Source organism: Nocardia sp. NPDC047038 (assembly GCF_040644075.1).
GTDB lineage: Bacteria > Actinomycetota > Actinomycetes > Mycobacteriales > Mycobacteriaceae > Nocardia > Nocardia sichangensis.
In genome coordinates this window covers 72,348-86,663 of record NZ_JBEYVQ010000024.1, presented here as the reverse complement: position 1 = coordinate 86,663, position 14,316 = coordinate 72,348, and the positions used below count along the sequence as shown (strand labels likewise).

Annotated in this window: 18 protein-coding genes; 11 read left to right on the top strand and 7 right to left on the bottom strand. The window is 63.7% G+C overall.

Going from position 1 to position 14,316, the window contains the following annotated elements:
• The 3 genes from ABZ824_RS36980 to ABZ824_RS36970 all read right to left on the bottom strand — a co-directional run.
• Window positions 1-143 (bottom strand): SAM-dependent methyltransferase (locus ABZ824_RS36980; RefSeq protein WP_356969240.1); only part of this gene is annotated, 143 nt, incomplete at its 3' end.
• A gap of 71 nt (window positions 144-214) precedes the next feature.
• On the bottom strand, window positions 215-1,087 hold the full coding sequence (locus tag ABZ824_RS36975) for an SAM-dependent methyltransferase (RefSeq protein ID WP_356969228.1): 873 nt from the start codon (window positions 1,085-1,087) through the stop codon (window positions 215-217).
• 25 nt (window positions 1,088-1,112) lie between these two features.
• On the bottom strand, window positions 1,113-1,892 hold the full coding sequence (locus tag ABZ824_RS36970) for a histidine phosphatase family protein (protein ID WP_356969226.1): 780 nt from the start codon (window positions 1,890-1,892) through the stop codon (window positions 1,113-1,115).
• Between the two features lie 228 nt (window positions 1,893-2,120).
• Between ABZ824_RS36970 and ABZ824_RS36965 the strand changes: the two genes are divergently transcribed.
• Together ABZ824_RS36965 and ABZ824_RS36960 are read left to right on the top strand one after the other, a co-directional pair.
• Entirely contained in the window at window positions 2,121-3,254 is a 1,134-nt protein-coding gene (locus ABZ824_RS36965; RefSeq protein ID WP_356969224.1) for a hypothetical protein, read from the top strand.
• Window positions 3,251-4,402, top strand: coding sequence for a hypothetical protein (locus tag ABZ824_RS36960; RefSeq protein WP_356969222.1), 1,152 nt, complete (start codon window positions 3,251-3,253; stop codon window positions 4,400-4,402). The genes ABZ824_RS36965 and ABZ824_RS36960 overlap by 4 nt, the downstream gene beginning before the upstream one ends.
• Window positions 4,403-4,472: 70 nt before the next feature.
• Here the strand turns inward: ABZ824_RS36960 and ABZ824_RS36955 are convergent, their stop codons facing one another.
• Window positions 4,473-5,096 (bottom strand): hypothetical protein, encoded by a 624-nt coding sequence (locus ABZ824_RS36955; RefSeq protein ID WP_356969220.1) that lies wholly within the window; start codon window positions 5,094-5,096, stop codon window positions 4,473-4,475.
• A 926-nt stretch (window positions 5,097-6,022) separates the two neighbouring features.
• Between ABZ824_RS36955 and ABZ824_RS36950 the strand changes: the two genes are divergently transcribed.
• The 4 genes from ABZ824_RS36950 to ABZ824_RS36935 all read left to right on the top strand — a co-directional run bounded on the left by ABZ824_RS36950 (window position 6,023) and on the right by ABZ824_RS36935 (window position 8,858).
• A complete protein-coding gene (locus tag ABZ824_RS36950) occupies window positions 6,023-7,045 on the top strand; it encodes a tyrosine-type recombinase/integrase (protein ID WP_356969218.1) in 1,023 nt (340 codons plus the stop codon).
• Between the two features lie 115 nt (window positions 7,046-7,160).
• The gene (locus ABZ824_RS36945; protein ID WP_356969216.1) at window positions 7,161-7,394 is read left to right on the top strand and encodes a hypothetical protein; all 234 of its coding nucleotides are present in this window, start codon (window positions 7,161-7,163) and stop codon (window positions 7,392-7,394) included.
• 264 nt (window positions 7,395-7,658) lie between these two features.
• Complete coding sequence (locus ABZ824_RS36940) at window positions 7,659-8,294, top strand: RNA polymerase sigma factor (protein WP_356969214.1); 636 nt, start codon at window positions 7,659-7,661, stop codon at window positions 8,292-8,294.
• A 180-nt stretch (window positions 8,295-8,474) separates the two neighbouring features.
• A complete protein-coding gene (locus ABZ824_RS36935) occupies window positions 8,475-8,858 on the top strand; it encodes a hypothetical protein (protein WP_356969212.1) in 384 nt (127 codons plus the stop codon).
• An 893-nt stretch (window positions 8,859-9,751) separates the two neighbouring features.
• Here the strand turns inward: ABZ824_RS36935 and ABZ824_RS36930 are convergent.
• A complete protein-coding gene (locus tag ABZ824_RS36930) occupies window positions 9,752-9,919 on the bottom strand; it encodes a hypothetical protein (RefSeq protein ID WP_356969211.1) in 168 nt (55 codons plus the stop codon).
• A 160-nt stretch (window positions 9,920-10,079) separates the two neighbouring features.
• Between ABZ824_RS36930 and ABZ824_RS36925 the strand changes: the two genes are divergently transcribed.
• The 5 genes from ABZ824_RS36925 to ABZ824_RS36905 all read left to right on the top strand — a co-directional run bounded on the left by ABZ824_RS36925 (window position 10,080) and on the right by ABZ824_RS36905 (window position 13,860).
• Entirely contained in the window at window positions 10,080-10,205 is a 126-nt protein-coding gene (locus ABZ824_RS36925; protein WP_356969209.1) for a hypothetical protein, read from the top strand.
• A 597-nt stretch (window positions 10,206-10,802) separates the two neighbouring features.
• Complete coding sequence (locus ABZ824_RS36920) at window positions 10,803-11,978, top strand: protein kinase family protein (RefSeq protein WP_356969207.1); 1,176 nt, start codon at window positions 10,803-10,805, stop codon at window positions 11,976-11,978.
• A gap of 822 nt (window positions 11,979-12,800) precedes the next feature.
• Window positions 12,801-13,004, top strand: coding sequence for a hypothetical protein (locus ABZ824_RS36915; RefSeq protein WP_356969205.1), 204 nt, complete (start codon window positions 12,801-12,803; stop codon window positions 13,002-13,004).
• Entirely contained in the window at window positions 12,917-13,729 is an 813-nt protein-coding gene (locus ABZ824_RS36910) for an IS3 family transposase (protein ID WP_356969238.1), read from the top strand. The genes ABZ824_RS36915 and ABZ824_RS36910 overlap by 88 nt, the downstream gene beginning before the upstream one ends.
• Window positions 13,730-13,737: 8 nt before the next feature.
• The gene (locus ABZ824_RS36905; protein WP_356969203.1) at window positions 13,738-13,860 is read left to right on the top strand and encodes an IS3 family transposase; all 123 of its coding nucleotides are present in this window, start codon (window positions 13,738-13,740) and stop codon (window positions 13,858-13,860) included.
• A 26-nt stretch (window positions 13,861-13,886) separates the two neighbouring features.
• On the opposite strand, the gene ABZ824_RS36900 is transcribed toward ABZ824_RS36905, so the two are convergent.
• The gene (locus ABZ824_RS36900; protein WP_356969201.1) at window positions 13,887-14,024 is read right to left on the bottom strand and encodes a hypothetical protein; all 138 of its coding nucleotides are present in this window, start codon (window positions 14,022-14,024) and stop codon (window positions 13,887-13,889) included.
• Between the two features lie 36 nt (window positions 14,025-14,060).
• The gene (locus tag ABZ824_RS36895; protein WP_356969199.1) at window positions 14,061-14,315 is read right to left on the bottom strand and encodes a UDP binding domain-containing protein; all 255 of its coding nucleotides are present in this window, start codon (window positions 14,313-14,315) and stop codon (window positions 14,061-14,063) included.
• Between the last annotated feature and the right edge of the window lies 1 nt (window position 14,316).

The following is a 14,316-nucleotide window of genomic DNA, read 5'->3' as shown; positions in this document are numbered from 1 at the left end:
GTGATGTCCGGATCCACCTCGATCCCGGCATCGCCTGCGATGCGGTCGATCTCGTAATAGTCCTTGCCGCCCATCCAGTAGTTCCAGATGCGCGCGGAGTGGGGGATGTCGGTTCGGATGAGGGGGCTGTGATCTTCGGGCATAGAGTGTGCGCTCCTACACGGGGTGAGGGTTCGAGTGACCGCACGAGGCGGCGGCTCTCGCTGAAGCGGAGTCAGCGGCGCGGAAGATGCGTCACGTTGCCGCGCTCGTGGGGTTTGAAACCGACGCCGCCGAGCAGCAGACGTTGCTCCGTCAGCCGCGGCCGCAGCGCGGGCCCCATCGGCCACCAGTCGTCGAGCTCGACCAGACCGGGCTCGATCAGTTCCAGATCGCCGAAGTACGAGGCGATCTGCTCCCGGGTGCGGTACCACCCGGAGCCCAGGCCCATCTCGGTGAAACGCCGTTGCAGCTCGATGGCCATCTCGTGCGCCTCGCCGCCGTCGGCGGGATCGTAGAAATGCGTGATCGCGACGTAGGAGCCGGCGGGCAGCGCATCGATGTACTGACGCATGATCCCCGCCGGATCGAGATCGTCGTCGACGTGGTGCAGGATGCCGCACAGGATCAGCGCCAGCGGTCGGGTGAGGCCGAGGTGCTGGGTCACCTCGGAGTTCGCGAGCAAGGTTTCCGGCGCGGTCAGATCCGCGGGCACGAAATGCGTGAACTCGTTGCGCTCGAGCAGCACCCGGCCGTGGATGTTGCACACCGGATCGTTGTCGACGTACACCACGCGCGCCGCGGGGTTCTGCTGCTGCGCGATCTCGTGTGTGTTGCCGACGGTCGGCAGACCCGCGCCGACATCCAGCAGCTGACCGATGCCGGCGGTGCCGACAAGGTAGCGCACCACCCGGTGCAGCCAGCGGCGATTCATCCAGGCAACATCGCTCTGCCGCGGCGCGACTTCAGCGACTTTGTCGCGCACGAACCGGTCGACTTCGTAGTTGTCCTTGCCACCGAGGGTGGCGTCGTAGACGCGGGCAATGCTCGCGCGCGTCGTGTCCACACCCACGGGAGCGCGGACGCCAGTTTGAGGAAGGAGCTTCATGGGGGACTCCAGCGAGAGTGTCGGTCTACGGAGTTTTCGGGGAGAAAGCGGATGCGCCAGCAGAAGCTGTGATGGATGCCGTGCTCGAGTCGTGAGGGACAGGCGAGAAGTTGCGACCACTGCACGCGCCAGATGCGGGCGTTGCCAGGGGAACGAGGTGCGTTCGATCGTTGTGGCGGGTCAGTATCCATCGGCGCTCCAGCGCGCCGTCCTTGGAGTCTGGAGCAGGAACTGAGATCCACTCGGTGATTGCGCTGTTGTCGGTGTGGATGCTCTGGGATCTCGTGGGAGGAACATCGAGGTATAGCTGGAACGACGCTGCGATCGTGTCCTTGTCGCAAACAATGAGCAGGGTCTGGCCAGGGTGCCGGTCCGAGAGCTGCTCGAATTCGCGCCGCGTTCGATCAACCACATCGGCCCAAGACTCCGCACCCTGAGCCAGCGGCGTATCGGGGGACAGCTCGAGAGGCGGATCGAAGGTCGCCAAGACCTCGTCTACGAGCTTGCCATCTGCGGCGCCGTACGCGCGGCATCCGAGTGCCGCTTCGACGGCAGCACCACCCAAAGCAACCGCCAAGAGGTTCGCGGTGTCCTCAGCTCGGGCCACGTCGGTGTGGTAGATCCGCGCCACTTGAAGCGGCAGTTGCGCCAGCGCTCGACCGAGTAATCGCACCTGATCGTGACCGGTGCGATCCAAGCCGCGGCATCGGCGGGACCCCATGAACTCATTGCGGGCATCGGCGAGCGAATGTCCAGGACGGATGAGGAGCATCCGCGTGCCCAAGGCTGGTGCACTGCTGGTCATCGGGATCGCTCCTCTTCGTCGTATCGCAAGCAGTCGACTTCTGGGGCTGGATGTGACGTTCCGCCGTGGTCGCCCTTGCGCGTGCGCATTGCTCGGATCCGGTTGTGTGCCGTACTGGGGCATGCATGACCTTGCCGCCGGGCGCTATCGCATCGCGATACCGTCTTTCGATCATGTGGAGCTTCTCGCTATCGCGCCTTTGATCTGTTGATCGTCTAGTGATCATCTGTGCTAGGTTCGGCGCGCAGTTGGACGACGAAGGGTGGGAGGGTGACTGCTCAGCTCATTCGACTCAAAGTTGAACTGCAACAGAGGCATTGCCAGACGCACGCAGCCTTCTGCCGTGAGTACGACAGGGTCGCTGAGACCATCGATCCGGAGCTGGTGGGCGAAGGTCCGGGCCCCGCGCAGTTTCACCGTTGGCTTCGCGGTGACGTGAAGACGCTGCCTTATCCCCACCATTGCCAAGTCCTGGAGAAGATGTTCCCGGGCCTTACCGCGGCCGAGTTATTCCAACCGTGGACCCCCGACCTGCGCCCCGCGCCCACCATCCCCATCAAGTCGGACAGCGCGGCACGAGACGTGGTGGAGGTCATCGGCGACAGAATCAAACGCCCGGCATTCGGTGCGATCGAGTGGGGCCCCGAACTGCCGAGCGACGCCGGCCGCGCCCACACTGTCTCCTCCACGCACAGCCCATCCGACGCCAACGAGACGACCGCAGTAATCGCACAACGGCTCTTGCAGCTCAAGCGAACTCGGCGGCTCACCGACCGGGAAGTCGGCCAACTCGCTCACCTGGCCGGCAACGTCATCGATCTCGACAGCAGCACAGACATCCAGATCGGCAGTGACGGTTCCGCGTCCTTGACCTTCCAATACCTGGTGCTCAACCTGACCGACCGGCCGCTGACACGCCTGTCTCGGGAGCTGTGGTTCGAGTCCACCGATGGGCGGCTGGACATCAAGCCGTTGCGGGAGGCCGAACGCCGCATCGCCATCCAACGCATCCACGACACCGCGCACCTGGCGAAATTCGCGTGTCAGCTTTCACCGCCAGTCCAACCGGGGGAGTCCGCCGTGGTCGGCTATGTGTGCACAGGCGGGAAGTTCGTCGGCGCGCATTACTGGCGACGATCGTTCTACCGCTACACCCGCCGGTTCACCCTCAGCCTGCGTCACGTGAATGCTGGGGAACTGTCCAGTTGCTCAGCCGTCGAGGAACATCCCGACGGTGCGGAAAACTCCGCGACCGAAGCCCTGATCTGGGATACCGAAGGAAACGACGTCCTCATCAGTCTCACCCGGGAGTACCTACGCCCGAATCAGTCGATCACACTGCACTGGAAGGTTGCCCCGTGAGAACTCGTGACGCTGTCGAACATGCCATCCGAGCATGGCACCAGCACGAGATCGACCGAGGCGCGGCCGCGGTGATCGACTTCGATTTCTGCCCTTCCACCGACGAGGCACCCGCGCCCGCCGACCGGCTCACCACATTCCGGCGGTTGAGCCGATTGCTCGATGAAACCGATGAACCCGCGGTCGCCCAGCGACTCACCGCCGACCTGACCTACTTGCGCGCGCTCATGGGGGAGCGCCCATCTCTCGACGAATACGTCCGCGCCACCCAGGGATGCCCAGCAGCCGGATGGCCCGCAGACTACGTCACGAGCAAGGGAGAAACGGCGCGCAAGGCTCTTGAAGCTCTCGGTGTGAGCTGGGGCGAAGACACCGCCACCGAACTCGCCGAAGCCGAGGGCCCGCTCGACGCCGCCGACGTGGCTGACGCGATACGCCAAGCAGCCACAGAGTATGAGCCGATCGTCCGCCGCGCGACAGGCTCCGAAGCAGCCTACGAGCTCACCATCGAATCCGCGGACGTCGATGCCTACTGGGCATTCTGGCTCGACGGCGGAGGACAGCGCGTGCGGTTGCGCATCAACATGCGCAACGCCAACTTCACCAAAGTCCGGGCCCGGCAAATGGCCCTGCACGAAGTTCTCGGACATGGCCTGCAGAGCGCCAGCATCTCCGCTCGCTGCGCCGTCGAAGACGTCCCATGGGTTCGCCTGCTCTCCGTGCACGGACCCCAGCAAGTTCTGCTCGAAGGCTGGGCCCAGGCCATGCCGCTGTTCATCACACCCGACGACAAAGCATTGGTGGCCAGCACCAGACTCGTGCACTACACCCAACTGGTTCGGGCCGAACTCCACCTGGCTATCAACGCCGGGACCTCCATCGAGGCCTGCGCCGACCACGCCCGCTCCCGCGTCCCCTGGTGGAACGACAACCTCATCGGCGGCTTGCTGGCCGACCGCAGCACAAACCCACTACTCAGAACCTACATGTGGGCATATTCCGCAGGAATCGACTATTTCGCCAGCCTCGCCGAGGCCCAGACAAGCGTCATCCGGTCCGTCCTTAACAACGCCTACCTCGCCCCACTCACACCTGCCGATCTCGAACGACTTTGGCCCGGCGGGCCCAGTGTCGGCGGCCACGTATAAGCCGTGTAAGTTGTCAGGGTCGGCACATGACCGCCTGCGCTTGCTTGCCTCAAACGTCGTCGTGAGCGGATTAGTGGCGCCATACATCTTGATGCCTGTCTGCCGCGGCAAGCGCTAGCCTCACCCCTGAAATCAGTTTCGCGATCGAAGTTCTGATCGCCGAAACCCCTAGAGACCTGCCATCTCGCATCGCCACATCAAGCCGAGTAGATGAGCGGAGAGCGCGATACATCCGGACCGGCCACTGCCCTGCGCACCGAGCGCGAACTGCCGGGACAGAGTGGTTACTCAGCGAACGGCGACGCATTGACCATGAGATCGAATCCGAACCTGCGTAGGAGCGCGGTTCGTCCGTCGGGGACGGCTTCGGCCTCGCGCGCACGGCTGCGATCACGAGGCGCTTGAAGTCCAAGCGTGGATGGCGGGAGATGATCTCGGCGATCCACTGCGGGTCGAGTTCTTGTATGCGGTTGCCGAAGAGATCGACCCCGGCGCCTGCGGCGAGTGCTCCGGCGAGGTCGGAAAGGTCGGAGTCGGCGCCGAGGGTCATGTGGCCGGCGATGCCGTCTCGGATGAGGGCGACCCGATCGGCGGGCACGTCAAGTTGGCCGAGCAGCTGGGCGGCGTGCTCTGCGCCGCGGACGGCGAAACAGCGGTTCGGCTGGGGGTTTTCCAGTTCGATGTCGTGAAGCATGGCCGCGGTGTAGAAACAGTTCGTCGTCCAGTTGGGCGCCGTGTGCGTGGGCGAGTGTTTTGCCGAAGGCCCAGACGCGGTAGGAGTGGTTGAGCATGCTGGCGCTCAGCACGCCACGCGCTTCTCGTCCGGCGGCCAGCGCCATGGGTGTATCGGGTGGCTGCAGCGCTGTGAGGTCGAGTCGGGTGGCCGCTGTTCGAGCGCCGAAGAACGACGCGATGCGACCACCCAGTAAGCCGGGCATCGTAATGAGCAGAAGCCCGAGCGATTGATTCATCTGACAACGAGTCAAATTGCCTCCGCTGGTGACAGCCCAGTTCCAATCGAACCCCTGGGGCGGTGCCATGACACACCTCGACTTCCTTGAATCAACAGTATGCGAGAATCGCACGAATCGTGGCGCGAAGTCGGCCACCGAAACTATGTATCTCCATACCAGAATTGGCAGCCCCAGCCTCTTCCGTCAATAGCAGTAGCCAACCCAATTTGTACAAGTGATTGCATGCTGTCACCCACACCGGGTGGCCGAACTGTGTTCGAGCTGAATGTGTCTCGCCGCGTAATGCCATGGAACCGCTCGTTGTATCATCGCCGGCACAGCGGCGTGTCGGTTGCTTGAGCGGGCTCTTTCGTCGAGTTATTCCCTCCGCCCCAATGCGTAACAAGAAAGATCGACGTTAATATCGGGCCGGAACGGGTCCATGGCGACGATTCCGATGGCTTCCCTTCGGTAGAAGTCGGCTGCCAGTGGTCTTTTCGATTATCGGCGGTGCAGTGATCTCGCGGAGCGTCATTGTTTCTCAGGTTCCGATCTATTGCCGATTAGTGCCCATCGTGCGGGTCCGGTTGGGCACTAATCGTATTAAGTGGCGGATTGTCGGTGGTGAGTGAGATCCTCGACGGGCGGATCGTGCCGGGAGGTGAGTATGGGAAGCGCTGTCACCGCGGTGGTGCAGAAAGCGTCGATGCGGAAGTCGGCGCCGCGGTCGTTGTGGGCGCGGGAAGAGCTGGACCGGTTCGAGACGTATCTGGCAGGTCGAGACGATCTGTCGCCGCGGACCCGGGAGACCTACTGCGAGCGCGTCGCGGATCTGTTGCGGTGGCTGGAGACTCGGTCAGATCGTCGAGAGGCGCTTCATGATCCGGCCGTTCGGGATCGGGTCGTGTTGGCGTACCACGATCATCTGACCGGTGAGCGGAGGGTGCTGCCGTCGACGGTCAACCTCGCCCGTGCGGCGATCAACACCTTCTATCAGTGGCGCGGTGTGGGGCCGACCGCGCTCGCGCGGATCAAACACCCCGCACGCACCCCGCGCACTCTCACCGCCGGCGAGCAGAGTGCGCTACTGCGCGCCGCCGCCGCGCGCAGCCACCGTGACCACGCGATCGTCGGGCTGCTGCTCAACAACGGCCTGTCGCTGTCGGAAGTTCGGCTGTTGGATGTGGACGGGCTGACCCTTCGCGCCGAGTCCGGTTGCCTCGAGGTCCATGGACTTTCCGGGACCACCCGGACAGTTGTGCTGGCGGCGAGCACTCGACGGCTGCTGGAGCTGTGGCTGGCCGAACGGCGCGCCATGCTCGGCGCGCTGCGTCCGCGCGCACTGTTCGTTTCCGAGCGGCGGCGGCGCATCTCCTCGAGCTCGATCGACCGCATCGTTCGCACCATCGGTCGCGAAGCCGGGCTCGAACTCTCACCAGGCACCCTGCGCTACACCTTCGATACCCGCATGCTGGAATCCGGCATCGAACCATGGATCGTCGCGCAGACCATGGGACTGACCCGCCCCAACCCACAGCGCCTGCACACCCTGCAACTGCCCCTCGAGCCCCGCCTCGCCCGCAAGATCGCCGAAGCAATGGCCGTACCGGACACTGTTCCGCCCGGCCGCCACCAGATTCCGGCGGACGCAGCCCGCGTGACCGACCACCAGTTGGCCTTCGACCTGTGACGCTGACCTACCGGGCCGTAAGAACGAGCAGCCCTCGCGCCGGGCCGCGCGCGTATCTGCACCGCGTTGGTCAGGAGTTGCCGATGTTGCCCACGGGCGGAGATGACTGTGGTTGGTGGCTGGCGAAGCGATCGATCTCGAGCTGTTCCTGCGGACCATGGCGGCCGCGACCGGTGATGCCGCACTCGCCGAGGATGTTGCAGCCCGAGGCGATGCCGTGACGCCAGCGGCGGCATCGCTCACGAGCTGGACAGATTCTTCGGCGTGGCGGCGCGACTGGCCCTGGCGGGTTCAAGAATTCATGCTCGCGCTACGAAGTAGGTGGCATGACGCTGTTGTGGGTTGGTGAGGGTCGGCTGTCGATGGCGGGCCCGCTTGCGTGGTGTTCTGCGTTGGTACCGGCGGTCCCGCGGCCCCTATCGCAGCTACCGAAGCCCCGGCGGCTGCCGGCCAATGTCACGGCCGCGCGTCGTCACGTGTCCGCCACGACCGTGCTCGCCGGCATCCGCCGCCGCACTGACGGCACGGGGCCACGGTCGATCCTTGCCGAAGGCGTCGCGCGGCGCATCGGATCGGAGTACTCGGGTCTGATCGGCGGGGAGTTTTCGGCACGATGACAGATCAGCAGCATCCTGCTGGTCCGCAACGCCGGTTCAACAACCTGTTTCGCTCGCACGCTCCTGCGGTGTTCCGGCTCGCGATCAAAGCATTCGGGGGTGATCGTGACCGGGCCAACGACATCGTGCAGGAAGTGTTTCTCGCCGTGTGGGAACAATGCGACCGCGACTTCCTCAACGCCGAAGCGCCCGAGGCGGCAGCGTTGATCATGACAATCGCCAAACGCCGGGTCATCGATTCGTGGCGGCGCAGCGACGGCGTGGTGTCGGTGCCCGACTACACAGACACCGCAGTACCGATGCTCGGGCCGTCGGTGGTGACCAAGAACCCCGCCGACCGCGTCCTCGACAACGACACCGTTAAATACGTCTGGCAAATGCTGCGGCAGAACCTGACCACCACGGAATACCGGGTGGCGGTGATGGCGGGGGATCTGTGGCTGCCGGATGCGGAGATCGCGGAAGTGATCGGCGTGAGTGTGTCGACGGTGCATTCACACAAGAGCCGAGCCCGCAGAAGGATCCGGGCGATCGAGAACAGCGGGAGCTACCGGATCGAGTTCGATCCTCACGGCCGCTTCCCGCAAACCCCGCGCACGGGGGCCGATAACGGAGGTGAAGTAACAGCATGACCGAGGACACCGAAAGGGACATCACCACCACGACAGTCAGCATCTACGAGGTATTCACCGAACTCGACGACTACCTGGCATCCGACGACGACTACCGCTACGACGTCGAAACAGGTCTGCAACAGCTGCAACGCACCCTCGACCAGCTCACCACCGCCGAAACCGATCGTGGCCGCGCGGATGAACGATCTGATCATCGGGCCCTTACGGATCGCCAGTGCTATCTCCCCGGAGGTAGCGATCCGCCTGGCCGACGGGATCCGTGGACAGCGGTGGGCGTTGAGCTGGCTGCCCGGACGGGTCCTGACCCGACAACAAGCCTTCAGCGGCATGGTGCTCGATGAAATCCTCACCGACCCGCACGAACTCGACAGCGCCACCATGATGCTGGTCATGGCCGAACTCGCCGCCGAACTGTCGATGTCACTGGAGCAGGCCCTGCTGCGGCTATCCTACATCAAAAAGGACGACCACTACCCGCACTACCGGTGGAGCCGATACGCGCCGCAACCCGGATACCGCGGTATCGACACCGAATTGCCGAGAATGCCGAAAGCCGAATAGATCCGCCCAGTCACGATTCTCAGGCTGAACACCCACGATTGAGACGATGACGGTTCGATTTGGAGAAAACCTAAGCGCCAAGGTACATTCGGTTCCGTCAAACTACCGAGCGATCGGTGAATAGGCGCGAATACCCCCGAACGAGCCCCGTACCGACGCACCGGTCCGGGGCTCGATTGGTTGGAAAACCAGACGCGTGATTCCTAGCGACGCGTCACTGCGGGCGTCGAGAGCAGCGAGGACTTGCACACCGCATTCGAGGACTGCGTCGTTCCTCTCGACCGGGACGTGCGCCAGGGCTCGAGCCGATTTAAGCTCGACACCTGCAGACTCATCGGCAGGTGGCCGTAGACCCGGTGTGAGGCTCGCGCACTGCTGAACAGGGCAGGCCGAGGACGAGAACCTACCGAGAACCGGCACGCCACGGTAACTGCGTCACCGCAGGTCACCAGAACTGTCCTCGCCTGCATCACCGGCTCGAGCCTAACCCGCAGACCACCACCTCGCCGCGCCTCACCCAGAACCGGATCGCGGGTGGCGGCGAGATCGGGGAGATGAGAGCCAACCACCCCAACGAGCGCAAGTGGTCGGGCAGACTCGATGCCATGGGCACCACAGTGCGGGGACCGAACCCATGGCCTGAAATCGTGCGGGCGGCACGCACACGCGGGCCGCGGTCGGTAGCGATCGCCTACCTGGGCGCCACCGCGCCCGAGTTGTTGCCGCTGCGTAGCAACGACATCCTCGTCGTGAACGCCGGGCGCAACGCGTTACGCGCACACGCCACGTCTCCGGACGCGCTGCAACACTTCCTCGACCGAGGTGTACTGATGTATTCGTCGTCATCGCTGCACGCCAAGATGCTCGCGACAGCAACATGGGCTGTGATCGGATCAGCCAACGCCTCTCACCACTCCGCGACCGTGGCCGAAGCTGTCGTCATCACCGATGACTCCGCCATCGTCGAACAGGTCCATGCCCTGGTCGCCCAACTCGCCGAAACCGAAACCATCGAAATAGACCAGGCATTCATCGACCGAGCCCACACCGAATGGCAGCAAGGCAACCCGGTACCGCTGGTCGGAGTAGGCGGCATAGCGTCCAGCGACGGATTCTTGCCCACACCGGTGGCCGGATGTTCATCGAACACAGCCACGACTACGAAGCTTCCGCCGCGAAACCGCCCTGCAGAAGCGGGTAAGGCGCACGGTAAACCGGACGGTGCCCGCTGCCACCTACGGTCTGCAGTGGTGGCGCGTGGACAGCGCCGGCCACTATCGCATCGACGATGTGCTGCTGCCCGTGCACGAGGTCGATGGCGTCGAATACATTTCGCGCCGCACGTAGTCACCACACCCGAACATCGGATTCCCCACGGGCGCGGGGCAGTCGGACACTACCTGCGCTACCGCACCGACCTCGAGCCCATCCCTGTCGCCGACGCGGTTGCCGCACTCGGCAGAACCCGCCTGCCCGCAAAGGGCTCGGGCAGTCGCGGCTTGCGTCCTAGCGATCGCGTAGCAATTTTGTCGCTGTGGGGGGTTGTGAGCCGAAGGCAAGTAGCCCGTGAAATCGCCGCCGCTGAAGCGGTCCTGCATCGCCGTGCTCGGGGGTTGCGGCAGTGGAGATCTCCACCGCAGCCCAGGTACCGTGAGTTGGTGCGCATCGTACATCGAGGTGTCGCTCGGAGTGCTCTACCCGCCAGCTGAGGACAACTCGCTTCGAGAACGCGCGCTACGCATCAACGCCGTGATGAATCTAGTGCCTTGAACTCTCCGGCCGCGGCAGTGGGGGCTGCCACCCGCTACGCGCAGTTCGCATCCTCATCCCGGTGTGTCGTTCAATCTCACGAGATCCCGGCTGCTGATCACTTCCTAGGATGAGATGCGCTGCTGCTCATATTGGCTCGCTTCACCAAGCCCGATCAGAGAGACCCGACCGCACGTGACCGATCCCGTGGAGCTGATGCTCGCTGACCTGCCGGAGAAGTATGCGAGCACGCCGCCGTCGCCGGCCTACAGCCGCCTCTACGCCGAGGACATGCGTTTCGGTGTGGTCTTCGCTCACCTGCACGAGCAGCTGAACCGTCATTTCACTGCGATCAACGACCGCGCACGTTCCACACGGCACTATTGGGCCGAAAACAGCCGCGAGCTGATCGCGCTGCTCGATGATCTGGACGAAACGTTGGCGACCCTGCGCCGCGCCGGCGTCGAGGTTGCACTGCGGAAGGGGTACGCTGCGGCCGTCGAGCGTTGCCGACCCTGGCTGTCGACCAGTCAGGGCAGCACGGTCCCAGAGGACTTCGAAACCATCGAGCTCGCCCGCTTCGAGCCTGTCTTCACCCGCGCCGACAACGAACACCGACTCCGCAAGGGCGGTGGCGTGCCGGTGCAGCTTCAGCTGATCGGCGAGGGATCGTATGCGAAGGTCTTCTCGTTCGTCGATCCCGACTATGGGATCAAGGTCGCGCTCAAGCGGGCGACGACCAAGGATCCGCGTGATCTGCAGCGCTTCCGCGAAGAGTTCAAGGTTCTACAGGGCCTGGACTTTCCATACATCGTGCAGGTCTACCGCTACCACGACAGCCGCGATGAGTACACGATGGAATACTGCGACCAAACGCTGCGCACCTACATCGGCCGACGTAACCAGAACCTGTGCTTCGCGACCCGCAAACGGATCGCTTTGCAGTTCCTCTACGGCATCGGCTACATCCACGACCAAGACCTGCTGCACCGAGACCTCAGCCTCCAGAACGTCCTGCTCAAGGTCTATAAGAGCAAAGCAGTCCAGGTGAAGTTGTCCGACTTCGGACTAGTCAAGGATCGGACCTCGGAGTTCACCCGCACCCATACAGAAATCCGAGGCACGATCCTCGATCCCATGCTCACCAGCTTCCGGGACTACAACATCGACAACGAGGTGTTCGCCATCGGCCACATCCTCGGCTACATCTTCACCGGCAAGCAGTCGTTGCCACGCGCGGCCGACACTGACCTACACCAGCTCATCCTGCGATGCACCACCCTAGACCTCGACCGCCGACCCCGAAATATCCGCGAAATCATCACCGACGTCGAACGCCTCAAGGACCCCGCGGCGACACCGACTAACTAGCTCCGGCGGAATTGGCGATGCAACGCTGTGAACTCCACAGCGACATTGTCACCTGCGTGCGACGGCTATTGTGCCCGACCTTCAGAAAGCTAGACGGGATTCGAGAACAGGACTGTACGACTGGGTTGCCGCATCGCGAACGAGAGGAGCTGATTCATCTCACCGGGAGAGTCCCCCGTCGGCCGCGACCGGCTTGAATATCGACAACGTCGCTACGGAACCCTGCCGCCGGGGCGGCTGATCGCAACACCGACCGTGACCGCGGATTCCGTCCGCCCCAACTACCACTAGGTCGTCGGCGCGGATCCCGACATCGCCGCAAGGCACGTGACCGGCTAGATCAGGCGCTCATCCATGGGTGACCTCCGGCCGTCCGGACGAGCGTAACCATCACAGGGTGCACACGATCCGGGTCCTCGCGGCACTGCGTTTCGACATACCAACGCAGCGCTTTGCTCCGAGGAGAGCCGATGTGCCACGAGCTTGACGATCCCACCCTCCGACCACCGGAGAGGTCTCAGGTGGGATCATGCACCGACTCTTCCTACGAATCTCACTGCGCCTGCGGCATGCAGGCGCTAGACGTGCGTTAATGGAGCCATTATCGGATGTCAACCTGAAGCTGATGGGACCCCGTCGATCGGTCCAGGTGATCTGGCCCCTGCTCAGGGGGCCGCGGTTACGAGAGTTGAGGCAGACTGACCTGTAGGAGGTCACGATGCCGAAATCCTTTCCGCTGGCGATGCGACGGCAGGTGCTCGGCTGCGAGCCGGCGAGCCTGTCGCCGAGATAGGGGCCGAGACAGGGATCTCGCCTGCCACGTTGTTCCGGTGGAAGGCGCAGGTCCTCATCGATGCGGGAGTCCGCGAGGGCATTCCGAGCGTGGAAGCTGATGAGCTGGCCTCGGCGGAGAAGCGGATCGCCGCGTTGGAAGCCGAATTGAAGCTCACTCGAGACGCCTGCGAATTGTTCGATGCGCAGGCGGTGGTGTCCCCAAAAGGCGGATCGCGGTCGTCGAAGGGCTGATCGCGCTGGAACATTCGGGACGGTCGGCCTGTCGAATCGCTGGAGTGCACAGATCCACCTTTCTGCGGCAACGGCGACAGCCTCTGTCCACCAGAATGATTCGCAGGATCGTGGTCGCCGACGAGGTATCCCGGATTCATGCCCAGTCCCGTGGAACCTACGGCAAACGCCGCATCAAGGCCGCGTTGCTGGCCGAGTGCGAGATGATCGTCAACCACAAGTTGGTTGCCTCGATCATGGCCGAGCGGGGGCTGTTCGGCCTGCCCAGACGCAAACGACGTGGCCACCCGATGCTCGCAGTGAGCACTCCCGCGGACCTGGTGAACCGGGCTTTCACCGCTGCTCGCCCCAACGAGCTGTGGTGCATCGACATCACCGAACATCCCGCAAGAGACGGAAAAGTCTATTGCTGCGCCATTTTGGACTGCTTCAGCAAGAAGATCGTCGGCCGAGCCTTTTCCACCATCGCCGACACGCTGTTGGTCAACAACGCGGTCAACATGGCAATGACAGAACGCGTCACCGCCGAGGGGTTGATCGTGCATGCCGATCACGGAACACAGTTCACCTCGTGGTCGTTCGGTGAGAACCTCCGCCGGCACCGGCTTCTGCCCTCGTTCGGAACCGTCGGTGATTGCTTCGACAACGCAGCGATGGAGTCATTCTGGGGACGGATGCAAACCGAACTCCTCAACACCAGGAGTGGTCGACAACCCTCGAGCTGACCATCGCGATGTCCGACTGGATCGACAACTTCTACAACACCGAGCGCCGTCACTCCTACCTCGGCCACCTCAGCCCCACCGAGTATGAGACGCTGTGGCTCGACATCCAACCAAGCCCTCAACTCTCGTAAGCGCGGACCGACGAGCAGGGGCCAGATCAACCGGTCTCGTAGTACGGGACCACGCACGACACCCGCAGCGACGGCGCCGGCCAGTGCGGGGTTCGTGGATCGAACCCGTAGTCGTTGTCGTGGGCCAGGATCGCCGACCGCAACATGCGCCGCCGACCAATCATGCTGTTGGTCTCCGAATTCACGTGATCCCCTGCTACTCAAAGCAATTCGATGTTCGGGGTGCGGGGCAGGACGGCGCAGGCGTCGAAGACGTAGTCGGCGGCGGCGAGGGTCTCGGTGTCGAGGTGGTCGTGGGCGACCAGCACCGCCACCGCGGACACCGCCGCGACCAGTTCGGGTGTCACCACCCGCAAAACCTCGGCAGCAGACTGGGCGACCGGGTCGTAGACGAGCACCTGTACCCCGCAGCCGCGCAGGTGCGCGATCACCGCGGCGGCCGCCGACCCCCGCACG

Bases quoted from the DNA above. Each gene is read 5' to 3' on its own strand.
- ABZ824_RS36975 (WP_356969228.1), bottom strand. From the start codon at position 1,087: ATGAAGCTCCTTCCTCAAACTGGCGTCCGCGCTCCCGTGGGTGTGGAC.
- ABZ824_RS36970 (WP_356969226.1), bottom strand. From the start codon at position 1,892: ATGACCAGCAGTGCACCAGCCTTGGGCACGCGGATGCTCCTCATCCGT.
- ABZ824_RS36955 (WP_356969220.1), bottom strand. From the start codon at position 5,096: ATGCTTCACGACATCGAACTGGAAAACCCCCAGCCGAACCGCTGTTTC.
- ABZ824_RS36950 (WP_356969218.1), top strand. From the start codon at position 6,023: ATGGGAAGCGCTGTCACCGCGGTGGTGCAGAAAGCGTCGATGCGGAAG.
- ABZ824_RS36940 (WP_356969214.1), top strand. From the start codon at position 7,659: ATGACAGATCAGCAGCATCCTGCTGGTCCGCAACGCCGGTTCAACAAC.
- ABZ824_RS36935 (WP_356969212.1), top strand. From the start codon at position 8,475: ATGAACGATCTGATCATCGGGCCCTTACGGATCGCCAGTGCTATCTCC.
- ABZ824_RS36905 (WP_356969203.1), top strand. From the start codon at position 13,738: ATGTCCGACTGGATCGACAACTTCTACAACACCGAGCGCCGTCACTCC.
- ABZ824_RS36900 (WP_356969201.1), bottom strand. From the start codon at position 14,024: ATGATTGGTCGGCGGCGCATGTTGCGGTCGGCGATCCTGGCCCACGAC.